Source organism: Erwinia piriflorinigrans CFBP 5888 (assembly GCF_001050515.1).
GTDB lineage: Bacteria > Pseudomonadota > Gammaproteobacteria > Enterobacterales > Enterobacteriaceae > Erwinia > Erwinia piriflorinigrans.
The window spans coordinates 56,608-79,663 of record NZ_CAHS01000004.1 but is presented as its reverse complement, the minus strand read 5'-3'; the positions used below and the strand labels follow the sequence as shown (position 1 = coordinate 79,663).

At 53.5% G+C, this 23,056-nt stretch carries 21 protein-coding genes; 6 read left to right on the top strand and 15 right to left on the bottom strand.

The genetic code is table 11. From position 1 onward, the window contains the following. The first annotated feature begins 1 nt into the window (after position 1). Entirely contained in the window at positions 2-1,165 is a 1,164-nt protein-coding gene (gene fadA, locus EPIR_RS01310) for an acetyl-CoA C-acyltransferase FadA (protein WP_023653480.1), read from the top strand. A 94-nt stretch (positions 1,166-1,259) separates the two neighbouring features. On the opposite strand, the gene fre is transcribed toward fadA, so the two are convergent. After that, a complete protein-coding gene (fre, locus tag EPIR_RS01305) occupies positions 1,260-1,961 on the bottom strand; it encodes an NAD(P)H-flavin reductase (RefSeq protein ID WP_023653479.1) in 702 nt (233 codons plus the stop codon). A gap of 44 nt (positions 1,962-2,005) precedes the next feature. Next, positions 2,006-3,490 carry a 4-hydroxy-3-polyprenylbenzoate decarboxylase gene (ubiD, locus tag EPIR_RS01300; protein ID WP_023653478.1) on the bottom strand — a complete coding sequence of 495 codons (1,485 nt, stop codon included), beginning with the start codon at positions 3,488-3,490 and terminating at the stop codon, positions 2,006-2,008. Positions 3,491-3,738: 248 nt separating this feature from the next. Between ubiD and rfaH the strand changes: the two genes are divergently transcribed. Continuing rightward, on the top strand, positions 3,739-4,239 hold the full coding sequence (gene rfaH, locus EPIR_RS01295) for a transcription/translation regulatory transformer protein RfaH (protein WP_023653477.1): 501 nt from the start codon (positions 3,739-3,741) through the stop codon (positions 4,237-4,239). A 29-nt stretch (positions 4,240-4,268) separates the two neighbouring features. Here the strand turns inward: rfaH and tatD are convergent, their stop codons facing one another. The 9 genes from tatD to udp form a co-directional block, all read right to left on the bottom strand. Then, the gene (gene tatD / locus EPIR_RS01290; RefSeq protein ID WP_048696658.1) at positions 4,269-5,048 is read right to left on the bottom strand and encodes a 3'-5' ssDNA/RNA exonuclease TatD; all 780 of its coding nucleotides are present in this window, start codon (positions 5,046-5,048) and stop codon (positions 4,269-4,271) included. 81 nt (positions 5,049-5,129) lie between these two features. Then, complete coding sequence (gene tatC / locus EPIR_RS01285) at positions 5,130-5,885, bottom strand: Sec-independent protein translocase subunit TatC (protein WP_023653475.1); 756 nt, start codon at positions 5,883-5,885, stop codon at positions 5,130-5,132. Positions 5,886-5,887: 2 nt separating this feature from the next. Then, positions 5,888-6,427 carry a Sec-independent protein translocase protein TatB gene (gene tatB / locus EPIR_RS01280; protein ID WP_023653474.1) on the bottom strand — a complete coding sequence of 180 codons (540 nt, stop codon included), beginning with the start codon at positions 6,425-6,427 and terminating at the stop codon, positions 5,888-5,890. A gap of 3 nt (positions 6,428-6,430) precedes the next feature. Then, positions 6,431-6,682: a twin-arginine translocase TatA/TatE family subunit gene (gene tatA / locus EPIR_RS01275; RefSeq protein ID WP_023653473.1), complete on the bottom strand. Its 252-nt coding sequence runs from the start codon at positions 6,680-6,682 to the stop codon at positions 6,431-6,433. Positions 6,683-6,801: 119 nt separating this feature from the next. Further along, positions 6,802-8,439, bottom strand: coding sequence for a ubiquinone biosynthesis regulatory protein kinase UbiB (ubiB, locus tag EPIR_RS01270; RefSeq protein ID WP_023653472.1), 1,638 nt, complete (start codon positions 8,437-8,439; stop codon positions 6,802-6,804). Beyond that, a complete protein-coding gene (gene ubiJ, locus EPIR_RS01265; protein ID WP_023653471.1) occupies positions 8,436-9,041 on the bottom strand; it encodes a ubiquinone biosynthesis protein UbiJ in 606 nt (201 codons plus the stop codon). Before ubiJ ends, ubiB begins: the two co-directional genes overlap by 4 nt. Positions 9,042-9,053: 12 nt before the next feature. After that, a complete protein-coding gene (ubiE, locus tag EPIR_RS01260) occupies positions 9,054-9,809 on the bottom strand; it encodes a bifunctional demethylmenaquinone methyltransferase/2-methoxy-6-polyprenyl-1,4-benzoquinol methylase UbiE (RefSeq protein ID WP_023653470.1) in 756 nt (251 codons plus the stop codon). Positions 9,810-9,885: 76 nt separating this feature from the next. Continuing rightward, positions 9,886-11,430 (bottom strand): DNA recombination protein RmuC, encoded by a 1,545-nt coding sequence (rmuC, locus tag EPIR_RS01255; RefSeq protein WP_023653469.1) that lies wholly within the window; start codon positions 11,428-11,430, stop codon positions 9,886-9,888. A 173-nt stretch (positions 11,431-11,603) separates the two neighbouring features. Further along, positions 11,604-12,368, bottom strand: a complete 765-nt coding sequence (gene udp / locus EPIR_RS01250) for a uridine phosphorylase (protein WP_023653468.1) — start codon at positions 12,366-12,368, stop codon at positions 11,604-11,606. Between the two features lie 287 nt (positions 12,369-12,655). On the opposite strand from udp, the gene EPIR_RS01245 reads away from it, so the two are divergent. After that, positions 12,656-13,492: a dienelactone hydrolase family protein gene (locus EPIR_RS01245; RefSeq protein WP_023653467.1), complete on the top strand. Its 837-nt coding sequence runs from the start codon at positions 12,656-12,658 to the stop codon at positions 13,490-13,492. Positions 13,493-13,557: 65 nt separating this feature from the next. On the opposite strand, the gene metE is transcribed toward EPIR_RS01245, so the two are convergent. Further along, entirely contained in the window at positions 13,558-15,831 is a 2,274-nt protein-coding gene (gene metE / locus EPIR_RS01240; protein WP_023653466.1) for a 5-methyltetrahydropteroyltriglutamate--homocysteine S-methyltransferase, read from the bottom strand. A gap of 151 nt (positions 15,832-15,982) precedes the next feature. Between metE and metR the strand changes: the two genes are divergently transcribed. The 3 genes from metR to glpT all read left to right on the top strand — a co-directional run bounded on the left by metR (position 15,983) and on the right by glpT (position 19,220). Then, complete coding sequence (gene metR / locus EPIR_RS01235; RefSeq protein WP_023653465.1) at positions 15,983-16,921, top strand: HTH-type transcriptional regulator MetR; 939 nt, start codon at positions 15,983-15,985, stop codon at positions 16,919-16,921. A gap of 104 nt (positions 16,922-17,025) precedes the next feature. Continuing rightward, positions 17,026-17,496 carry a YehS family protein gene (locus EPIR_RS01230; RefSeq protein ID WP_023653464.1) on the top strand — a complete coding sequence of 157 codons (471 nt, stop codon included), beginning with the start codon at positions 17,026-17,028 and terminating at the stop codon, positions 17,494-17,496. Between the two features lie 377 nt (positions 17,497-17,873). Then, complete coding sequence (gene glpT / locus EPIR_RS01225) at positions 17,874-19,220, top strand: glycerol-3-phosphate transporter (RefSeq protein ID WP_023653463.1); 1,347 nt, start codon at positions 17,874-17,876, stop codon at positions 19,218-19,220. Between the two features lie 59 nt (positions 19,221-19,279). Here the strand turns inward: glpT and EPIR_RS01220 are convergent, their stop codons facing one another. The 3 genes from EPIR_RS01220 to EPIR_RS01210 form a co-directional block, all read right to left on the bottom strand. Further along, entirely contained in the window at positions 19,280-20,554 is a 1,275-nt protein-coding gene (locus tag EPIR_RS01220) for an MFS transporter (RefSeq protein ID WP_023653462.1), read from the bottom strand. 79 nt (positions 20,555-20,633) lie between these two features. Beyond that, positions 20,634-22,265 (bottom strand): FGGY-family carbohydrate kinase, encoded by a 1,632-nt coding sequence (locus EPIR_RS01215; protein WP_023653461.1) that lies wholly within the window; start codon positions 22,263-22,265, stop codon positions 20,634-20,636. Between the two features lie 28 nt (positions 22,266-22,293). Then, positions 22,294-23,043, bottom strand: a complete 750-nt coding sequence (locus tag EPIR_RS01210) for an SDR family oxidoreductase (protein ID WP_023653460.1) — start codon at positions 23,041-23,043, stop codon at positions 22,294-22,296. Between the last annotated feature and the right edge of the window lie 13 nt (positions 23,044-23,056).

Genomic DNA, 23,056 nt, shown 5'->3' with positions numbered 1-23,056 from the left:
AATGGAAAAAGTTGTCATTGTTGATGCCATCCGCACTCCGATGGGACGTTCGAAAGGCGGCGCATTTCGTCATGTTCGGGCAGAAGATCTCTCCGCGAATCTGATGCGCAGCCTGCTGAGCCGCAATCCGTCCGTAGACCCCGCCACGCTCGATGACATTTACTGGGGCTGCGTCCAGCAAACGCTGGAACAAGGCTTTAACATTGCCCGCAATGCCGCGCTATTGGCAGACATTCCCCATCGCGTCCCTGCCACTACCGTCAACCGTTTGTGCGGATCTTCCATGCAGGCACTGCATGATGCCGCACGCGCTATAATGGTCGGTGATGCGCAAACCTGCCTGATTGGCGGCGTAGAGCATATGGGCCACGTACCGATGAGTCACGGCGTTGATTTCCATCCCGGTCTGAGCCGTAACGTTGCCAAAGCCGCCGGAATGATGGGGCTGACCGCAGAAATGCTGGCGCGTATGCACGGTATCAGCCGTGAGATGCAGGACCAGTTCGCCGCCCGTTCCCATCAGCGCGCTGCGGCAGCAACCCAGGCCGGGCATTTTGCCGCCGAGATTGTTGCCGTTTCCGGCCATGATGCTGATGGCGTGCTTAAATGTTATGACACCGATGAAGTTATCCGCCCCGATACCACAGTGGAAAGCCTGGCGGCGTTACGCCCGGCGTTTGATCCGGTTAATGGTACGGTGACCGCAGGCAGCAGCTCGGCGCTATCCGATGGGGCGGCCGCCATGCTGATAATGAGCGAATCACAGGCACGGCAGCAGGGCCTGAAAGTACGCGCACGCATCCGCTCAATGGCGGTGGTGGGCTGCGATCCGTCGATTATGGGCTATGGTCCGGTACCCGCCTCCCAGCTGGCGTTGAAGCGTGCCGGGCTAAGCACCACAGATATTGGCGTGTTTGAACTGAATGAAGCCTTTGCCGCACAGACGCTGCCGTGCATTAAAGATCTGGGATTATTGGATAAACTTGACGAAAAGGTCAATCTGAACGGCGGTGCAATAGCACTCGGGCACCCGCTGGGTTGCTCCGGTGCGCGTATCAGCACCACGCTGCTGAACCTGATGGAACGGCGTGACGTGCAGTTCGGCCTTGCCACCATGTGTATCGGGCTGGGCCAGGGGATCGCCACCGTATTTGAACGAATTTGATGCCGTCCAACCGCACATTTTTAGCGCCTTTCGGTCAAAGGCGTTTTTTTATGCCTGCGTGAATAAAACAGGGGCGGCAAAGCGCCCCTGTTCATCAGATAAAGGCAAACGCATCGCCGAACATATGCGCTTCCTGCGCGCCGCGTTCAGCGCAGAAACGTTCGCGGGCAATCTTCGCCATTTCGAAACGACCGGCGATATAGATATCATGCTCTGACAGGCTGCTATAATCCTGCATGACCGCCGTCAGAACGGTGCCATTGCGACCGGTAAAGCCCTCCTCCGGCTGTTCTACCACCGGAACCACCTTCAGGTTTGGATGTCTGATTGCCAGTGCATTCAGTTCATCCAGGTCATACAGGTGCTTCAGCTCACGTCCGCCCCAGTAAATCGCAATGTGGCGATCCGGCTGTTGTGCGAGAGCCGTCAGAAGAATGGAACGAGCGTAAGAGAAACCGGTGCCGCCGGCGATCAGAATCAGCGGACGATCGCCCTCCTCACGTAACCATGCATCGCCATGAGGAATATCCACGGTGATCTGACGCTGCTGCTGGATACGCTCCATCACCGCCATGGCATAGAGGTTCAGATCGGAAGCACCAATATGCAGTTCAATAATATCTTTTTCCATCGGCGTGGAGGCAAGAGAGAACGGACGTTTGTCCTTTTCGTCCATCACGACCATCAAATACTGACCCGCGCGAAAGCTGAAATCAGCCTCCGGGATCAGGCGGACACGGTACACGGTTTCGGTTATCGCCTCTACTGAGGTCACTTTACAGCTTAAGGTTGTCATGCGTTCCCCTGTCGGGTCGTCATTATCATTTGACCACCAGCGCTTCAGCGCGCGGGTGTATCGCTCAAGATGCCTAACTCATCCCATATCGCATCAATGCGGGCAACAACAGCGGGATCCTTACGGATGGGAGTTCCCCACTCGCGCTGCGTTTCGCCAGGCCATTTATTCGTCGCATCCATCCCCATTTTTGATCCCAGTCCAGAAACCGGCGAAGCAAAATCAAGGTAATCAATTGGCGTATTTTCTACCAGAACCGTATCGCGTGCCGGATCCATACGCGTGGTAATGGCCCAGATAACATCATTCCAGTCACGCGCATTAACGTCATCATCGCAGACGATAACGAATTTGGTATACATAAATTGTCGCAGGAAAGACCAGACGCCCATCATGACGCGTTTGGCGTGACCGGCATACTGTTTCTTAATCGTCACCACCGCCAGGCGATAGGAACACCCTTCCGGCGGCAGATAGAAATCGACGATCTCCGGGAACTGCTTCTGCAAGATCGGTACAAAGACCTCATTCAGCGCGACACCCAGCACCGCAGGCTCGTCGGGCGGACGCCCGGTATAGGTAGAATGATAGATCGCGTCACGGCGCTGCGTGATATGGGTAACGGTGAATACCGGGAAGTCATCCACTTCATTATAGTAGCCGGTATGATCACCATAGGGACCTTCCGGTGCCATCTCACCCGGCTCAATATAGCCTTCCAGCACAATCTCCGCGCTGGCCGGTACTTCGAGATCGTTTGAGACACACTTCACCACTTCGGTTTTCGTGCCGCGCAACAGACCGGCAAAAGCATATTCCGACAGCGTATCCGGTACCGGCGTCACCGCACCGAGGATGGTCGCCGGATCGGCTCCGAGCGCGACGGAAACCGGGAAACGTTCCCCCGGATGCTGCTGGCACCACTCCTGGAAGTCCAGTGCGCCGCCACGATGGGAAAGCCAGCGCATAATCAGTTTGTTTTTACCGATCACCTGCTGGCGATAAATGCCCAAGTTCTGCCGCTCTTTTAGCGGGCCGCGCGTCACGGTCAAGCCCCAGGTCACCAAAGGGGCGGCATCGCCCGGCCAGCACTTCATTACCGGGATACGGGTTAAATCGACATCATCGCCCTGCCAGATCTGCTGCTGACAGAGTGCATGACGCAGCCGTTTAGTCGGCATATTTAAAACCTGCTTCCACTGCGGCACTTTGTCAAAAAAGTCGCGGAAGCCACGCGGTGGTTCTGGTTCTTTTAAGAAGGCTAGCAGTTTTCCCACTTCACGCAGTGCCTTCACATTCTCCTGGCCCATCCCCAGCGCCACGCGATCGGGGGTGCCAAACAGATTACAAAGTACCGGCATGCTGTAACCTTTAGGGTTTTCGAACAGCAAAGCAGGGCCACCGGCACGCAGCGTACGGTCGGCAATTTCGGTCATTTCCAGATCGGGGTCGATCTCTTGTGTGATACGTTTTAATTCCCCACGCTGTTCAAGCAGAGAAATGAAGTCGCGTAAGTCGTGGTATTTCATGACTTTCCATCAGTACGGCCAGTGAGTCAGCCATTATAGTGCCGATCCACCGATGGGGGTTAATTTTGTTGGTAAGTTTAGACGCTCTACGGCCGCGCAGATACGGGCATTTCGCTAATTTTAATAACTTCTTCGATTCATTAAGCTGGAATGCCAACGATTTACCATCCACTGTTGTCGCCAATCTCGCTATAACTATGTCAATGCTTTTGCTATTCTTGTGGGCATGATAATTGGAAAGTGATGTTATGGAATCCTGGTATTTACTTTACTGCAAAAGAGGCCAACTACTGCGTGCGAAAGAACATCTTGAGCGCCAGGCAGTGCATTGCCTTAGTCCAATGGTCGCTTTGGAGAAAACGGTGCGTGGTAAGCCCACGCAAGTCAGCGAACCGCTCTTCCCCAATTATCTGTTTGTTGAATTTGACCCGGAATCGATCCATACCACCACCATCAGTGCGACGCGCGGGGTAAGCCATTTTGTGCGTTTTGGCAATCAACCCGCGATGGTACCGCTGGATGTGATCGACGCTTTGCAAGGAGATCCTGCGGTGTCGAACGATGACAATGAATTGCCACAGACGGGCGATACCGTGATTATCACTGAAGGGGCATTCGAAGGGCTGAAAGCAATATTTACTGAACCGGATGGTGAGGCACGATCGATGCTTCTGCTAAACCTGTTAAACAAGCAGGTCGTGCGCAGTGTCGCCAATCAACAGTTCAGGTGCTGTAAACCCGCCCCTTAGTCAGGGGCGAATATCACGCCCCGTCCACACTAAAGATTGAATAGCTTGCGCGCGTTCAACGCCGTTTGCGCCGCCAGTTCATCGGCATCTACCCCACGTAATAGAGCCACCTGCTGCACGATATGCGGTAAGAAGCAGGGCTCGTTACGTCTTGAAGCTGGGCGCGGGCGCATATCCCTGGGCAGTAGCCAGGGTGCATCCGTTTCCAACAGCAGACGGTCTGCGGGGATCAATGGCATCAGTTCACGTAGCTCCTGTCCACGTCGCTCATCACATATCCAGCCGGTAATACCGATGGATAATCCTTCCGCCAGGCAGGACTGCAACTCTGCACGCGTGCCGGTGAAGCAGTGAAGTACCGCCGCCTTGAGCCTGGGCATCCAGGGTTTAAGGATTGAAATAAAACGCTCATGGGCTTCACGGCAGTGCAGGAATACGGGCAGGGACAGCTCTGCGGCTAGCGCCAGCTGGGCATTAAATGCATAGGCCTGCTGTTCTGGTTCTGAGAAATTGCGATTAAAATCGAGGCCGCATTCGCCGATTGCCACCACATGGGGGCTTTCCGCCAGCCGACGCAAAGTGGCAGCAGTCTCTCCCGACCACTCGCTGGCATGATGAGGGTGTACTCCGGCCGTTGACCAGCAGTAGTCGGGATGCTGGCGTGCCAGGCTGAGTGCCTGCTGACTTTCCAGCGCATTGGTGCCAGTGATCAGCATACCGCTGACGCCCGCTTCACGCGCACGTTTCACCACTTTTTCACGATCTTTCGCAAACTGGGTGCTGGTCAGATTTACCCCAATATCAAACATAATCTCTTCCAAACGGTAACCGCCCTGACGGGCGGTTAGTAGATTCAAGATGTACTGCCAGCGGCTGCCGTTCGCCCAGCCTTAATCCAATCCTTCATCCTGTTCCTCATCATCGCGATTCTTCCCTACGTAGAAACGCGAGACAAATACGCCAACTTCAAACAGGCAATACATCGGAATGGCCAACAGCGTCTGGGAGAATATATCCGGTGGCGTCAGCAGCATGCCGACGACAAACGCCCCAACCAACACGTAAGGACGCTTCGCCTTAAGATCTTCTGGCGTGGTAACACCGGTCCAGCACAGCAGTACGATAGCAATCGGTACTTCAAACGACACGCCGAACGCCATAAATAACGTCATCACAAAATCGAGATAGTTATTAATGTCGGTGGCAATCTGTACGCCCTGCGGCGCGGTTTTCGCAAAAAAGCCAAACGCCAACGGGAAGACAACAAAGTAGGCGAAAGCCATCCCCAGATAGAATAGGAATGAACTGGAAAACAGCAGCGGCATCACCAGTTTGCGCTCGTGCCGATAAAGAGCCGGAGCCACAAAGGCCCAAACCTGATAAAGGATCACCGGCACGGCAAGGAATAGCGAAACGATGATGGTGAGCTTAATCGGCGTAAAGAACGGTGACGCCACGTCGGTAGCAATCATGCTGGCACCGGCGGGCATCTGCTTGATCAGCGGAGCAGATATCAGCTGGTATATGTCGTTCGAAAAATACGCCAGGCACAGGAAAATGGCCAGAACGGCAATAATACAGTTCAGCAGGCGCTTGCGTAGCTCAATCAGATGACTGATCAGCGGTTGGGTATCTTCAACTGCCATGTTTAACGTTCATCGCTCGGTGGGGTAGAGGTCACGGATGCACGCGGAGCAACGGATGCTGGCGGCTCCTGTTTGATATCAGGCGGTGATTCGGATGAAGCCTTCTGAGTTACCGTAACAGGTGCCTGTGCCGGAGCATCAGCCTGATGATCTGCCTGCGCGGGAGTTACGCCGTCATGGGCTTCCTGCGGGTTTTTCTGCAACGGGTTATGAATGGTATGCGCTTCGTCGTCTGCTTTTTCATTTTCACCCAGATAGGAGCGCTTCATCGAATTCGCAGTTTGTTTCAGTTCCTCAACCGAGGCTTTAAGCTCCGGCGACAGGTTATCTTTGCTGGCTTGTTCAATTTTTTTCAGGCCATCCTGCAGTTCCTGAAGCTTCAACTCTTGGGCCAGCTCGTTTTGTACGCTGGTTGCCAACGAACGCAGCGCACGGATCCAGCCCATCACCGTCCTGACCGCTACCGGTAGCCGCTGCGGACCGAGAACAACCAGGCCAATTACGAAAACCAGTACCAGTTCACTAAAGCCTATGTCGAACACGGTTTATACCTTGTCGTTCTTAACGTCTTCTTTCTTCACTTCAGTATGCTGTTTGTCAGCCAGTTTGGCGTTAAAATCAGCATCGTCAGCATTTGCTTTCTCTTTTTCTTTATCGTCTTCATCGCTCATGGCTTTTTTGAAGCCCTTGATAGAAGAACCGAGGTCAGAACCCAGTGAACGCAGTTTTTTGGTACCAAACAGCAGTACCACCAGTACGGCTATAATCAATAAATGCGGAAGTGTAATGCCACCCATTATTACCTCTGATATTAATAATTGACGCGAGTTTCCAGTATATAACAGCTTATGTCTTACTGACGATGCGCAAAGCCTTTTACGCGCGCAATAAGCGGCCTATTTACCTTTCCTGACGGTCAGCTTGTCTTGCGCCAACCCACCAGCCAGGCCACAACGCCTGCGGCTATCAGGCCTGCGGCAAGGGTATCCCATGCCGGACGCGACAGCACGACCGCAGTGCCACTCAGCAACAGAGTCGCACCGACACCAAATAAATAATGCGACTGATGTTGCCTGACCCGCTCACCTCTCAGGTCAGTAGTCAGTCGGTCAACACTGTGCTGCAAATGCTTGTGCTGACGCAGGCTGTCATAGAACAGCTCCGGTAACTCCGGCAGTTTCTCCGCCCAAAATGGCGCTTTCTCTTTTAGCGCACGCACAATGGCCTGAATACCCATCTGGTCTTTAATCCAGTTTTCAAGGAAAGGCTTGGCGGTTTTCCACAAATCCAGCTGCGGATAAAGCTGGCGACCCACCCCTTCCACATACAGCAGCGTTTTCTGCAGCAGAACCAGCTGCGGCTGGACTTCCATGTTAAAGCGGCGCGCGGTATTAAACAGATTCAGCAACACATGGCCGAAGGAAATTTCTGCCAGCGGTTTTTCGAAAATCGGCTCACATACGGTGCGGATGGCAAACTCAAAATCTTCCACGTTAGTGTCTGCCGGAACCCAGCCAGAATCGACATGAAGTTCCGCAACCTTGCGGTAGTCACGATTAAAGAAAGCGATGAAATTTTCTGCCAGATAGCGTTTATCTTCCTTGTTCAAAGAACCGACAATACCGCAGTCAATGCCAATATATTGCGGATCTTCAGGATGTTCGTAGCTGACAAAGATATTGCCCGGGTGCATATCCGCATGGAAGAAACTGTCGCGGAAGACCTGGGTAAAGAACACCTGCACGCCACGTTCAGCCAGCAGCTTCATGTTAACACCGTGCTGTTCCAGCGTGGCCACATCGGAGATAGGAATACCGTAAATACGTTCCATCACCAGCATGTTCTCGCTACAGTAGTCCGAGTAAATTTCCGGGACATAGAGCATCTGCCCATCGGCAAAGTTACGCCGTAGCTGGATAGCATTGGCCGCTTCGCGCAGCAGATTCAGCTCGTCAAGCAGCGTCTTTTCATAGTCAGCAACCACTTCCTGCGGACGCAGACGGCGGCCATCGGGCAGCAAGCGCGGGACCCAGCGCGCCAGTCGGTAAATCAGCTTCATGTCCGCTTTGATGACCGGCAGGATATCGGGCCTGATCACTTTTATCACCACTTCACGGCCATTCTCTTTCAACGTTGCCGTATGCACTTGAGCGATTGATGCGGACGCTAACGGGACAATGTTGAAGTCATCAAACTGGCTTTCAACCGGTGCGCCTAACGAAAGCTCAATCAGCTGTAGCGCCTGTGCGCCGTCGAAAGGTGCCACTTTGTCCTGCAACATTGCCAGCTGATCGGCAATGTGAGGCGGGAACAGGTCACGGCGGGTGGACATCATCTGACCAAACTTAATCCACACCGGCCCCAGCTGCTCCAGTGCCAGGCGTAAACGCGTGCCCAGAGGCTGGTCTTTATGGTTGTTTGGCATCCAGAACAGACATTTACGCCAGAGCCGCAGTGGCAGCGCCAGGCGTGTTTTAGGGATCAGCTCGTCAAGGCCGTAACTGAGAAAAACGCGGATAATCAGATAGAGACGACGCAGTTCACCGAAGGTCATTTTTCCTCCTGATGGCTAATGCGGGTATCAAGAGAATCCAGTGAATGCGCCAGCGCATCAACTTCTTCGGCAAACCAGGCAAGTTCAAGCGGCCCCGGAGCCAGACGCCACTCTTCGGTCAGTGTCTGCGCCAGATAACCCTGCTTACGTTGCGCATTGTGCCGCACAGCATTCAAACCACGGCGCACAAACTGAGTCACCCCCTGGGCTGCAATGTCGCCAATCCAGGGCGAGAGGTATTCTGCCGGGTCCATTTCAGCCATATCCAGTAGAGCAGAAAATTGCTGCACCACCTGGAGGTCACCCTCGACCTCCAGTTCGCCGCTGCGGATAAGCGAGGTCAGCTGCTGGCGATCGCGTAATTTTGACAGCGTGGCGACACGGGTTTTCACCGTACAGTCCGGAATATCATCCCAGTGACCAATCACATCAACCTGCTGTTCACTGAAGATAAAAGTCATCGGCTGCTTCAGCTCGGTCAGAACAATCGCCAGGCTGCGACCATTGAGACGCTGACGAGCCGACTTCAGTCCACGGTCGCGATATAAAATCTGGTTTAGCGCGGTTTCCAGACTAGCAGTTAACAGCGGCATTAATGTCATGCGTATCCCTGTTTAAAACTTAAATCCACGGTGCAAGGCAACAATGCCGCCCGTCAGGTTGTGGTACGTGGTGTTTTCAAAGCCCACATCCGTCATCATTTGCTTCAGGGTTTCCTGATCGGGATGCATACGGATGGATTCTGCCAGGTAGCGATAGCTGCCGGCGTCTTTAGCCACAACCTCACCGATTCGCGGCAGGATATGGAAAGAGTAAGCGTCGTAAGCCTTGCTCAATAGCTCAAACTGAGGCTTAGAAAATTCCAGCACCAGCAGACGTCCGCCCGGTTTAAGTACACGGAACATTGACGCCAGCGCCTTATCTTTTTCAGTGACGTTACGCAGGCCAAAAGCAATAGTGATACAGTCGAAATAGTTATCCGGGAACGGCAGAGCTTCGGCATTCGCCTGCACGTAATTGACGTTGCCAATAATCCCTCTGTTACGCAGCTTTTCGCGGCCCACTTTTAACATCGAACTATTGATGTCCGCCAGTACCACTTCACCGGTTTCCCCAACCAGACGCGAGAACTTCGCAGTGAGATCGCCAGTCCCCCCCGCCAGATCGAGAACGCGCTGCCCACGACGCACGCCGCTGCAATCGATGGTAAAACGCTTCCAAACGCGGTGAATACCGAATGACATCAGATCGTTCATCAGGTCATATTTGGCCGCAACGGAATGGAAAACATCAGCAACCATATCGGCTTTTTCATCTTTGGCGACGGTGCGATAGCCGAAGTGGGTGGTATCCTTTGATTCATCTGCCATTTGTTTTGCCTGCTCTACAATCAAATATATTGGCTCAGTGTATCAGAGTCAGGCAATGCAAACACTGACCCTGCACTTATTCATTGATGCCGTGAGGCATTCTGTCGGAAGAAAAATCGCCGCTTTCAGCGCCATGTTCGCGCAGATCGTCCTGTGCCTCTTCAGCTTCTTCAGCCTCTTCCGGCAGAGCCTGCTCCACCAGCCGTGGATTAATCGGCCGCTTAATCTCAACACCCATTTGGCGAAAACCTTCGGTTTGGGCAATCAGGTTGCCGCGCCCTTCCGACAGTTTTTTCATTGCCTGGCGGTAGCTGTCCTGTGCCTTATCAAGGTTTTGCCCGATGCCGCTCATATCATCGACAAAAAGACGCATTTTGTCGTACAGACGAGTAGCGCGCTCGGCAATGCGCTGCGCATGTCGGCTTTGATGCTCGTAACGCCACAGATTGCTGATGGTTCGCAGCGCCACCAGCAGCGTGGTCGGACTGACCAGCATGATATTTTGGTTCAGCGCTTCGTTAATCAGTTCAGGCTGCCTGTCGATAGCCAGCAGGAAGGCTGGCTCAACCGGAATAAACATCAACACATAATCCAGCGAGCGTAAACCCGGCAATTGTTGATAATCTTTTCGGCTCAATTGCCGCAGGTGTCCACGAATAGCGGCGATATGTTCGCTGACCGCCGCCTCACGCTGTACTTCATCTTCGCTGTTAAAGTAGCGTTCATAGGCGACCAGCGTCATCTTCGCATCGATAACCACATCTTTACCCTGTGGCAAACGGACAATGACGTCAGGCTGCATGCGTCCATTCTGTTCCAGCTGAATAGTGACCTGGGTTTCATATTCATGCCCTTCGCGCAGGCCAGAGGCTTCCAGAACCCGGCTGAGAACCACTTCCCCCCAGTTACCCTGGGTTTTGTTGTCCCCTTTCAACGCCTTTGTCAGGTTAATGGCTTCTTGCGCCATGCGGGCATTCAGCTGTTGCAGGTTGCGAATTTCGTGGGAGAGCGTATGCCGTTCACGCGCTTCCTGGCCGAACCCATCCTGTACCTGACGGCGAAAGCCCTCAAGCTGTTCACGCAAGGGGGTAATCAAACCATGCAGGCTCTGGCGATTTTGTTCATCAACACGGCGACCGCTATTTTCGAAAATGCGATTGGCCAGATTTTCAAACTGGGCATTGAGGCGCTGTTCGCTGTTGACCAAAAGACGCTGTTTCTCTTCAGCAGCCATGCGCGTCTCTTCCAGCCGAGTGGTGACTTCGCGCAGCTCAGCCTCCTGGGCGCTGTTAATCTCCAGCTGCGCGCGCAGCTCACGCGTCAGCTGCTCGGCTTCACTGCGCCAGTGTTCAAGGTGATGCAATTTTTCCTCGGCGGCGGCCAGAGAACCATGCAGCTGGCGCTGCTCCTGTTCACTCTGCTTTTGCATCAGCAGAGAACTATCCAGCTGCTGCTGCAAACGCTGGCGTTCATTCTGCATCTGTTCCGCTGACTGTAGCAGCAGCTGCCGTTCAGTTTCGCCTTTCGCCAGCTGCTGCTGACAGCGCAGCGAGGCAAACAGCCACCCCGCCAGTATTCCGGCCAGAGCAAAGCCTGCCCCGTAAATAATTGTGACATCCACCCTTTTTCTCCTGCTGAACCCTGACTGGGGAAAAATAGAGGCGCACTGTATAAATGTCCAGACAAAATGCAACAGATCTCGTGACGTCAAAGTCAAAAAGCGAGGCCACTCGAGGATATATTGCAATGAAGCGATATTTGCAGGCCACAAACGGGCGTGGCCCGCATCAGGGATCACTCAAGCAAACGACGGGCCGCTTCAACCACGATTTTCACCGCATCACTCTCGGTTCTTTTCATGGTTTCCGCATCGGGGATCTCCTGCTGAGAGCGGTTAACAATTACCCCTGCGACCATTCCGGCACGCAGCCCCTGGCTGGCACACATGGTGAGCAACGTTGCCGATTCCATTTCATAATTCAGCACGCCCATCTGTTGCCACTCTTTCATGGAATTTTGGAAACGACTCACCACCCGACCAGAGAAGGTGTCATAACGCTCCTGGCCGGGATAGAAGGTGTCGGAGGAAGCCGTGATACCGATATGCGTTTTTGCCCCCTGCGCCTTTGCTGCATCCACCAGCGCGGTCGTACAGGTAAAGTCCGCTACCGCCGGAAACTCCAGCGGTGCAAAGTGCAGGCTGGCTCCGTCCAGCCTGACAGAGCCGGTGGTGACAAGCACATCACCCACGTTGATATCAGGTTGGATAGCGCCGGTCGTCCCGACACGCAGAAAAGTACGTACGCCCAGCTGCGCCAGTTCTTCCACCGCGATGGAGGTGGAAGGCCCCCCGATCCCGGTTGAACAAACAATCACCGCCTTGCCGCCAAGCTCGGCACGCCAGCTGGTAAATTCACGGTGCGAAGCCAGATGAACCGGGTTATCCATCAGGACGGCTATTTTTTTCACCCGCTCCGGGTCGCCGGGCACAATGGCCAGCGTAGCGCCCTGAAGGTCGGCTCGGGTAAGGCCAAGATGGAAAACGTCAGACTGTGCCATTTAAAACTCCTGGTACAAAAAATAGGATGTGAACAAAATGCAAATGTAAGTAACTTGCTCCGAAATTTATGTGACAAGCGTCATTTATCAAAATGAAAATTACATTTCAAATACATCAAAAAGCGATGCATATCACATTTAACCATCAGCAATCGCCATTTTCCCACATTTGGTGCTGTGGTTTGGCTTTATCTGGTGATAAGGAGTTACCCTGATTTGATTGCTGATCCCATCACATTCCTGACTATAGTTAGCTGACAGCGCGTTGCGCCTGCACGGAGATGACCATGAAACCCGAAGATAACATGACACAAAAGTCGAGCAACAAAGGCTTCGCGCCAGCGGTCGTCCCTGCCGCTGCCGGTACCATTACTACCGACAGCGCCGACATCCTTAGTGGCGAGACCTCCATCCCAACTCAGGGTGAGAATATGCCCGCCTTTCACGCTAAACCACGTCACGCGCATGGCCCTTTGCCGGTGGTTTTAGTGGTACAGGAAATTTTTGGCGTTCACGAACATATTCGCGATCTTTGCCGTCGACTGGCGCTGGAAGGCTATCTGGCAGTGGCCCCTGAACTCTATTTTCGTCAGGGCGACCCCGCGGACTACACCGATATCCCCACGTTGCTCAAAGAGGTGGTCAGTAAGGTGCCTGACAGTCAGGTGCTGGCCGACCTCGACCATGTGGCGAACTGGGCATCACGTCACGGCGGTGATACGCGGCGTTTAGCGGTGACTGGTTTTTGCTGGGGTGGGCGTATTTCCTGGCTTTATGCCGCGCATAACCCGCAGCTGAAAGCCGCCGTTGCCTGGTATGGCAAGCTGGTGGGGGAAAAGACAATGAAGCAGCAGAAACACCCGGTGGATATTGCCGTGGATCTGAATGCGCCCGTTTTAGGCCTTTACGGCGGTAAAGATGATGGGATCCCTCTCGACAGTGTTGAGACCATGCGTCATGCACTGCGTGCAGCCAACTCCAATGCAGAAATTATTGTCTATCCCGATGCCGGACATGCTTTTAACGCGGACTACCGCCCAAGCTATGATGCTGAGTCAGCTAAAGACGGCTGGCAACGAATGCTGGCATGGTTCAGGCAGTATGGTGTAACGCCGCAAGCATAAAAAAAGGGGCGCTAAGCGCCCCAAATTAACCGTTACAACAAAGCACAACAACACAACACAGATCATTACGCTTTTTGTGTCTGACGCAGGTTTTGCGCCGCCTTCACCATGTTTGCCAGCGCCTGGCGAGTTTCCGTCCAGCCGCGCGTTTTCAGGCCACAGTCCGGATTAACCCACAGACGTTCGGTTGGGATACGCTGTGCTGCTTTCAGTAACAGGGCTTCCACCCACTCTACGCTCGGTACGTTTGGCGAGTGAATATCGTAAACGCCTGGACCGATTTCGTTCGGATATTCGAACTCTTCAAACGACTCCAGCAGTTCCATATCAGAACGCGAGGTTTCAATGGTGATCACATCCGCATCCAGTGCGGCAATCGAATCCATGATGTCATTGAACTCGCAGTAGCACATATGGGTGTGGATCTGGGTGTCGTCCTGCGCGACGGCGGCATTCAGACGGAAGGCGTCTACCGCCCACTCCAGATAAGCCGCCCAGTCGGACTGATGCAGTGGCAGCCCTTCACGCAGAGCAGGCTCATCAATCTGAATGATACCGATGCCCGCTTTTTCCAGGTCTTCAACTTCATCACGCAGCGCCAGCGCAATCTGTTTGGCGATGGTTTCACGCGAAACATCTTCACGCGGGAATGACCAACACAGGATGGTGACCGGGCCTGTCAACATGCCTTTTACCGGCTTGTCGGTCAGTGACTGAGCAAATTTTGCCCATTCCACGGTGATCGCTTCCGGGCGGCTGACATCGCCGATAATAACCGGTGGTTTCACACAGCGTGAACCGTAGCTCTGCACCCAGCCATTCTGCGTAAAGATGAAGCCGTCAAGGTGTTCGCCAAAGTACTCAACCATGTCGTTACGCTCCGCTTCGCCGTGCACCAGCACGTCCAGCCCTAAGCGCTCCTGCTCAACGATAGCCTGCTTAATGTGCTCCGCGATGCCGCTACGGTAGTGGGTGCCGTCCAGACGCCCCTGTTTAAAGTCGAGACGCAGTCCACGAATTTCAGTGGTTTGCGGGAAAGAGCCAATGGTCGTGGTTGGCCAAGCCGGCAGCTGGAAGCGCTGACGCTGAGCTTCAGCACGGACCGGGTAGCTATTCTTACGCAGGCTGTCCTGCGGTGAAATGGCCGCCAGACGCTGACCCACGGCGGCATTATGCACGCGAGTTGAGTGCTTACGGGCACGAATTGGCGCACTCCATGCTTCCAGTGAAGCCGGGTCATTGTTGTTCAGCGCGTTGCTCAACAGGGCCAGCTCAGAACACTTCTGTAGGGCGAAGGCAAACCAGCTCTTCACTTCTTCATCCAGGCGGGTTTCCACGCTCAGATCGATCGGGCTGTGTAGCAGTGAGCAGGAAGAACCAATCCACAGCTGTTGGCGCTGTGCAACCAGAGGCTGGAGGCGTTCAAACCAGCTGCTGAGATCAGCGCGCCAGACGTTACGACCGTTAATCACACCAACGGACAGCAGCCAGTCTGACGGTAATTTGCTGTTCAGCAGGGTGATATCGTCTTTACCGTGCACCAGGTCAACATGCAGACCCTGTACCGGCAGTGTACTGATGGTATCAAGGTTCTGACCGATGCTGTCGAAGTAGGTGGTCAACAGCAGTTTAGTCTCACCCTGAAGCGCATCATAAGCAGGTTTAAACGCCGCCAGCCACTCGGAAGGCAGTTCCAACGCCAGCGCCGGTTCGTCAATCTGCACCCATTCAACATCGCGCTTAGCCAGTTCAGCCAGCACCTGCTGATATACCGGCAGAATATCTTGCAACAGGTTAAGGCGGTCAAACGGGTCGCCTTTCACTTTACCCAGCCACAAGTAGGTCACCGGGCCGAGCAGCACAGGCTTCACTTTATGGCCCAGCGCCAGCGCTTCGTCGACTTCATCCAGTAACTGAATCCAGGTCAGTTTGAACTGCTGGCCCTGCACGAATTCAGGCACCATGTAGTGATAGTTGGTGTTAAACCATTTGGTCATTTCTGCCGCTGCGGCGGGCTCACCGCTCGGTGCGCGGCCACGGCCTAAACGAAAAAGGGTATCAAGGTCAACTGAACCCTCTTTATTCTGGTGACGTGCCGGAACGTTACCCAGCAGCAGACTGGTAGTCAGTACGTGGTCGTACCAGGCAAAGTCACCGACCGGCAGCAGATCCACACCAGCCTCTTTCTGCTGCTGCCAGTGACGGGCGCGCAGTTCGCGTCCCACTGCCAGCAGTTGTTCCTGAGTGCTGTTGCCAGCCCAGTAGCTTTCCTGCGCTTTTTTCAGTTCGCGCTGTAGGCCAACACGGGGGAAACCGAGAGTATGGTTCAAAATAGTCATCAGTTGTGCCTCTTTATATTCATCGTTAGCTGAACACGTCCTGATTCACTTCAATATTCATTTGGACGTCCAGATGTTTACACCGCTATAATCCGCAGGTACTGTATTCACCACAAGCGCAAAATATTCACTGTCGATGTGAAGGACTCTCATGATCGAACTTAAACACCTGCGAACGCTTCAGGCTCTGCAAAATACCGGCTCGCTGGCCGCCGCTGCCGCACAGCTTCATCAAACGCAGTCAGCATTGTCACACCAGTTCAGTGACCTGGAGCAACGTCTCGGTTTCCGACTTTTTGTGCGTAAAAGCCAGCCGCTACGCTTCACGCCGCAGGGGGAGATTCTGCTCCAGCTGGCTGAACAGGTATTGCCGCAGATTCAGCAGGCCCTGCAAGCCTGTCATGAACCGCATCAGACCACGCTACGCATCGCGATTGAGTGCCACAGCTGTATTCAGTGGCTGACTCCGGCGCTCAACGAATTCCGCCAAAGCTGGCCACAGGTGGTGGTGGATTTTAAATCAGGCGTCACGTTTGACCCGCAGCCAGCCCTGCAACAAGGTGAGCTGGACGTGGTGCTGACATCCGATATTCTGCCGCGCAGCGGGCTGTTTTACTCGCCGATGTTCGATTTTGAAGTGCGTCTGGTATTGGCTCCTGACCACCCTCTGGCACAAAAGGCGATAATCTCCCCAGAGGATTTGGCCAGCGAAGTGCTGATGATCTACCCGGTGCAGCGCCAGCGCCTGGATATCTGGCGTCATTTCTTACAGCCTGCGGGCATCAGTCCGGCGCTGAAAAGCGTGGATAATACCCTGCTGTTAATTCAGATGGTTTCAGCCGGAATGGGCATCGCTGCCCTGCCGCACTGGGTGGTGGAGAGTTTTGAACACCAGGGCTTAGTCGTCACTAAAGCGCTGGGTGAGGGTTTATGGAGTCGGCTGTATGCCGCAGTGCGCGACGGTGAACAGCGTCAACCGGTCATTGAGGCGTTTACCCGCTCCGCGCGTCAGCACGCCTGTCAGCATTTACCACGGGTACGCGATGCGTCACGTCCCGGTACGCCGCTCCCTTCTGCCCACAGCGGCTGAATTGGCCGTGCGCAATATCGCTGGCGGTGGTTTAGCGGGATGCAGCCCGGGGGATGAAGGGGTATACTGCGCCCACTGCAACAGTTTCACTGAAGAGAGTTTTTATGACCAATAATGACGTCCTGCGCAGCGTGCGATACATGCTGAATTTAAGCGATGCGAAAGTCGTGAGCATTCTGGCGCTGGCAGAGAGCGAAGTCACTGAAGCCGAAGTGCACAGCTTCCTGAAAAAAGAGGATGAGCCCGGTTATCGCCCCTGCCCCGATGTCATCATGGGTTATTTTCTGAATGGCCTGATTTTTGAGCGCCGTGGCAGAAGCGAAGACGCGCCAGCGCCTTCCATTGAGCGCAAGATGACTAATAACATCATGATGAAAAAACTGCGCGTGGCCTTCGATCTGAAAACTACCGATATCATCGAGCTGTTAAAAAGCGCTGACTTTGCGGTAGGTCAGTCGGAAATTGGCGCGATCTTCCGCAAGCCTGGACACAAAAACTACCGTGAATGTGGCGATCAGATCCTGCGTAATTTCCTCAAAGGTCTGACAATGAAAATTCGCCCGGCCAAAAAATAAGCTTATTGCTTTGTCGCTGATTAACGCTATTACATGGCGTTAATCAGTTTCGCCTACCCTCACAAACTGCCTGCCAGCAATGCGTTCCTTTTAGAACAGAACCACTCACCAAACGAAACCGTTAAATTCGCACGTGCATAATCGTGATGCAAATCACAAATCAGCATTCAGACACCACGATATGCAGCCTTTTAATGACACATATCGTGTTATATGGTCATAAAAATGTAACATTTGCGCCCTTCTTCACAGTCACATGCTCTGATATTCCCTATATTGTGCGCGAAATGGAACATGATGGCCCTCCACGGCAGGATTTTGTTTCTCTCCGCCACATTTCACCAGGAATGTCAGTCTCGAAGCCTCGGGAGGCTTAAATGTTAAGTATTTTTAAACCCGCCGCGCATCAACCCCGCGTTGATGGCTCCCGCGTCGACCCGCTCTACCGCAAGCTGCGCTGGCAGATCTTTTTGGGTATCTTCTTCGGTTATGCCGCCTACTATCTGGTGCGTAAAAACTTCACGCTGGCGATGCCTTACCTGGTTGAACAGGGTTTTTCACGCGGCGACCTCGGTTTTGCGCTCTCGGGTATTTCGATTGCCTACGGATTCTCTAAATTTATTATGGGCTCGGTGTCTGACCGCTCCAACCCACGCATATTTTTACCTGCCGGACTGATCCTTGCTGCCGCAGTCATGCTGTTTATGGGCTTCGTCCCCTGGGCAACATCGAGCATTATGGTGATGTTCGTACTGCTGTTTCTGTGCGGCTGGTTTCAGGGCATGGGCTGGCCCCCTTGCGGGCGCACGATGGTTCACTGGTGGTCACAGAAAGAGCGCGGCCGCATCGTATCAGTGTGGAACTGCGCCCATAACGTTGGCGGCGGTATTCCTCCGTTACTGTTCCTGTTGGGCATGGCCTGGTTTAACGACTGGAAGGCGGCGCTGTATATGCCTGCCTTTGGCGCTGTCGTGGTGGCGATTTTCGCCTTTGCGCTGATGCGTGATACCCCGCAATCCTGTGGGTTGCCGTCGGTTGAAGAGTACAAAAATGACTATCCACCTGATTACGATGAAAAACATGAAGAAGAACTGACCGCTAAGCAGATCTTTAAGCAGTACATTCTGCCGAACAAGCTGCTGTGGTATATCGCACTGGCTAACGTGTTTATTTATCTGTTGCGTTACGGCATTCTCGACTGGTCGCCAACCTACCTGAAAGAGGTGAAACACTTCACCCTCGATAAGTCCTCCTGGGCTTACTTCTTCTATGAATATGCCGGTATCCCCGGCACTCTGCTGTGCGGCTGGATGTCGGACAAGGTCTTTAAAGGCAATCGCGGCGCGACCGGGGTGTTCTTTATGGTACTGGTGACCATCGCCACCGTGGTGTACTGGATGAATCCGGCCGGAAATCCGGGAGTGGACATGGCCTGCATGATGATTATCGGCTTCCTGATTTATGGACCGGTGATGCTGATTGGCCTGCATGCGCTGGAGCTGGCACCGAAGAAAGCGGCTGGCACCGCAGCAGGCTTCACCGGCCTGTTTGGTTATCTGGGTGGCTCGGTCGCCGCCAGCGCCATCGTCGGTTATACCGTCGACTACTTCGGCTGGAACGGTGGCTTTATCATTATGGTCGGCGGCTGTGTGCTGGCGGTGCTATTGCTTACCCTGACCATGATCAGTGAGAAAAAGCATCGACAAAACCTCAGTGCCATCTGACGCATCGGCAGGCGGTTGTTCGCACAACCGCCTTTGCCGCTGCTGCGGGTGCCATAAGATTAGGGCTTAGTGGGCTTCCAGCTGACCGCTTCTGTGACAAAGCCGGGTTGGTCCACCTTAATGAAGTAACACAAACAGAAAGCGGCAATGTACAACGCTGTATAAACCAGCACCACGCCTAACGTATCGAAGAAGGGTAAGGTTACCACCGCGATAGCCGGAGCAAGGAAGTTAGATAATCCCGCCGAAAGGTTATAGACAGAGATTGCGGCTCCTTTATGTTCCGGTTCCAGCGCAGGGAAAACCGCAGCCAGCGGAACAAAGGCGGCGACGAAAATGCCAAGACTGACGGCAGGTATCAACGCCATCGTGAAATTATGCCTGAAGAACAGAGGGATGTAGTAAAAGCTCAGGCTGGATAAGGCCATACCAATACAGCCGTACCACTTAACCACTTTCATCCAGCCCAATTTTTCGGCCACGATCCCCCAGAAAACGTTGGAAAAAATCGTGGTCAGGAAAAATGCGGCCCAGACCTGGAGCCACTGCGAGATGGTAAAGCCTAAACGGTCGATGAAGAACATCGGCATGATGACGGCGAAACCAAACAATGACAAGGTATTGATAATACGCACCAGGCTGGCATAGAAGATGTTTTTATTGGTATACAAGAGTGTGACTGCACGGCTAAGCTCCTTCAGTTTACCGCGCCCGTGGCTCCCGAGCACGGCAGGGAACGATACATGTTTAAGCGACAGCATGGCGATCAGGCCACCGGCGATGCAAAATGCCAGCGCCAGCCACAATGTACCGATTACGCCGATTTGAGGAATGGTAAAGCTCGGAATGTAGCTGCCGACAACACCGATACCGAGTGAATAAAAAGTCCAGTACCAGCCCATCGCAGAGCTGGCGTTTTCGCTTTTAACATTGTGTACAATCAGGACAATAAAGGAATAAAGAAATAATGGATAGGCGAATCCTCTGATGCCATAAAAGAGTAATATCAGCGGATAACTTTTCAATTCCAGTCCTAATAGAATAAATAAGACGTGGAAGACACACCACAGGCAGAACCCGATAAACATGGTGCGCTGCGGGGTGATCATTTCAGCCAGCACGCCAGATATCCAGGCGGAAAATGCAGCCGTAAGCCCATATACGGTTAAAACTAATGAAGATGCCGAGGGCGAGAACCCCAGCGACTTAATATAATGCGAAAGAAAGGCCAGTTCGAATCCATCACCCGTCATAAATACGGCAATAGAGACGTATCCCCATAGTAAGTTTACAGGAAAGCCACACCAGCTACGGTTTGATTTTATATTCAGCATAAACTTTCTCGTTTGCAAGATGATGTCAGACACCCTGAATATATTCAGGGTGATGATGATTTATAATAATTATACAGCGTTAACTATCGTTACTTCTTACTGCGTCTTTACGTATATTTGTTGCCGTCATTTGAAGAATTTTAAAAGCGTTATAACGCCTTTCATGCACTAATTGATAATTCGCATCAGGGAGATACTCTTTTTCACGCGTTGTCATTTTTTTCATGGCTTCGCTAACGGAACCATATTCTTTCGCCGCTACGGCGGCAAGAACAGCCGAACCTAATAAAACCGGCTCTTCTGACTCGGTCGACAAAACCGGTAGACAGCAGGTATCGGCAATCAGCTGGCGTACAAGCGGATGTTGACCCGCTCCACCACTGATGACCACACTTGCGGTATTCACGCCGCTCTGACTCTGCGCTTCAATGATTTGCCGCAGCCCGTAACCCAGGCTGCATATGCCCGCAATATATAGCGCGATCAGGCTATCCAGATCGTTCTGCATACCGAGCCCGCATATCACCGCACGCGCCCAAGGATCGGCAAAAGGTGCCCGGTTGCCCGAGAACTCCGGCACGATGTGCAATTCTCCGGCTAAATGCACTGCGGCAGACCGGCTGGGCGAGTTGCCGAGCGCCATGTTCGCCAGATAGACAGGCAGCGGCATTCCGGCTATTTTTGCCTGTGCTTTAGCCTGAGGTGCGGCAGGATGCATCGCAATAAGGCGTTCAATCGCCGCACCGGCCGCGCTCTGCCCCCCTTCATTCAGCCATAAACCCGGCACCATAGCGGAGTAGTAAGGCCCCCATACGCCGGGTACAAACGCGGGTGAAGCTGTCGATGTCATTGTGCAAGATGAGGTGCCGAACACATAGGCAAGTTTGTCCTCCGGCGAATCGAAAGCGCCCAGGGTGCCCACGCCACCGGCATGTGCATCGATCAGCCCAGCCGCAACCGGCGTTCCCTGCGCCAGCCCCATCTCTTGTGCAGCTTGTGCCGTGAGTCCGCTTCCGCATGCGGTTCCGGGATCAACCGTATGCTGCCCAATGCGGATAAAGTCTTCGTCGGCAAATTCTGATAAACCCACCGCCCTGAAATAATCCGCATCCCAGCGTTTCTCATGCGCCAGATAATTCCATTTACAGGTCAGGGTACATTGAGATCGCGCAAGGTCTCCTGTCGACCGCCAGGTCAGATAATCGGTGAGATCGAAAAACTGCCACGCCTGATCAAAGGTGTGCGGATGATTCTTTTTAAGCCATAGCAACTTCGGAACTTCCATTTCCGGAGAAATTCGGCCGCCGACATAATCCAGTATCGGGTGCTCCGTGGCGTTAATCAGATCTGCCTCACCGGTTGCACGATGATCCATCCACACAATAATATTGCGTTCAGCATCGCCAGCCGGACTCACCGGCAGCGGCGCACCCTCAGCACCAACCACCACCAGTGAACATGTCGCATCAAAGCCTATCCCCACCACGTCTGCCGGATTGATGCCCGCATCTGCCACCGACTGCCGCACGCAGTGACACACAGCGCGCCAGATGTCATTGCCGGACTGTTCAACAATGTGCCCACCGCTACGGAAAGTCGTGATGTTGTGTTTGGTATAGGCGAGAAGATGACCCTGAATATCAAAGACCCCTGCCCGCGCACTGGCCGACCCGACGTCAATTCCTATCAGGTATCTGGTTCTGCTGTTCATATTATTATCGTTACCCGTTTAAATATTTTCAGAGATCGACGCTGTTCGGCAGAATAACCAGATCGCGTACGGTGACGCCCGGTGAACGGGTCACCATAAAAAGCACGGATTCGGCTACTTCGATGGGCTGCATCAGGCTGCCATTTGCCAGCGCCTCTTCCATTTTTTCTTTGGGCCAGTTATCAAGCAACGAGGTGACTACCGGCCCCGGTAGCACAGCACCCACACGCACCCCATACTGAGCAACCTGGCGGCGCGTGGCATGAACGAAGGCCTGTACGGCAAACTTGGATGCGGTGTAAATCGGCTCCCAGACAACCGGCACAACGCCAGCAATAGAGCTGGTAAAGACAATGTCACCGGACTTCTGCTCAATCAGATAAGGCAGCACGGCGCGCACAGAGCGGAACGCGGAACTGGTATTCAGTTTCAGCACCTTTTCCCAAACATCGGGATCGCCTTCAGCAACCGCACCGCCAATATAGGCACCGGCATTGGCATGGAAGATATGAAGTCCGCCAGCCAGGTCAAGGATGCCTTTAAGCATGTTGTCTACCTGAGGCCCATTCATTAAATCAACTTGTAACGCGAATGCCCGCTCATTCAGGCCGCTTAACGCCTGCTGAAGCCGCTCTTCATCGCGGTCAATAAGCACGACTGTGGCACCGGCCCGGTGTAAGGTTCTGGCGCATTCAAGCCCTATACCGGCAGCTGCGCCGGTCACGGCAGCGACTTTTCCAACAAGGGAAGTATTTACATAGACGGGCGAAGAATTCATCTTATAATCCTTA

Excerpts from the sequence above, each read along its gene's own strand:
- tatD (WP_048696658.1), bottom strand. The coding sequence starts at position 5,048 with ATGTTTGATATTGGGGTAAATCTGACCAGCACCCAGTTTGCGAAAGAT.
- ubiE (WP_023653470.1), bottom strand. The coding sequence starts at position 9,809 with ATGGCAGATGAATCAAAGGATACCACCCACTTCGGCTATCGCACCGTC.
- ubiB (WP_023653472.1), bottom strand. The coding sequence starts at position 8,439 with ATGACCTTCGGTGAACTGCGTCGTCTCTATCTGATTATCCGCGTTTTT.
- ubiD (WP_023653478.1), bottom strand. The coding sequence starts at position 3,490 with ATGAAATACCACGACTTACGCGACTTCATTTCTCTGCTTGAACAGCGT.
- fre (WP_023653479.1), bottom strand. The coding sequence starts at position 1,961 with ATGACAACCTTAAGCTGTAAAGTGACCTCAGTAGAGGCGATAACCGAA.
- metE (WP_023653466.1), bottom strand. The coding sequence starts at position 15,831 with ATGACTATTTTGAACCATACTCTCGGTTTCCCCCGTGTTGGCCTACAG.
- EPIR_RS01230 (WP_023653464.1), top strand. The coding sequence starts at position 17,026 with ATGACCAATAATGACGTCCTGCGCAGCGTGCGATACATGCTGAATTTA.
- udp (WP_023653468.1), bottom strand. The coding sequence starts at position 12,368 with ATGGCACAGTCTGACGTTTTCCATCTTGGCCTTACCCGAGCCGACCTT.
- glpT (WP_023653463.1), top strand. The coding sequence starts at position 17,874 with ATGTTAAGTATTTTTAAACCCGCCGCGCATCAACCCCGCGTTGATGGC.
- EPIR_RS01220 (WP_023653462.1), bottom strand. The coding sequence starts at position 20,554 with ATGCTGAATATAAAATCAAACCGTAGCTGGTGTGGCTTTCCTGTAAAC.
- metR (WP_023653465.1), top strand. The coding sequence starts at position 15,983 with ATGATCGAACTTAAACACCTGCGAACGCTTCAGGCTCTGCAAAATACC.
- EPIR_RS01245 (WP_023653467.1), top strand. The coding sequence starts at position 12,656 with ATGAAACCCGAAGATAACATGACACAAAAGTCGAGCAACAAAGGCTTC.
- fadA (WP_023653480.1), top strand. The coding sequence starts at position 2 with ATGGAAAAAGTTGTCATTGTTGATGCCATCCGCACTCCGATGGGACGT.
- ubiJ (WP_023653471.1), bottom strand. The coding sequence starts at position 9,041 with ATGACATTAATGCCGCTGTTAACTGCTAGTCTGGAAACCGCGCTAAAC.
- tatC (WP_023653475.1), bottom strand. The coding sequence starts at position 5,885 with ATGGCAGTTGAAGATACCCAACCGCTGATCAGTCATCTGATTGAGCTA.
- rfaH (WP_023653477.1), top strand. The coding sequence starts at position 3,739 with ATGGAATCCTGGTATTTACTTTACTGCAAAAGAGGCCAACTACTGCGT.
- tatA (WP_023653473.1), bottom strand. The coding sequence starts at position 6,682 with ATGGGTGGCATTACACTTCCGCATTTATTGATTATAGCCGTACTGGTG.
- EPIR_RS01215 (WP_023653461.1), bottom strand. The coding sequence starts at position 22,265 with ATGAACAGCAGAACCAGATACCTGATAGGAATTGACGTCGGGTCGGCC.
- EPIR_RS01210 (WP_023653460.1), bottom strand. The coding sequence starts at position 23,043 with ATGAATTCTTCGCCCGTCTATGTAAATACTTCCCTTGTTGGAAAAGTC.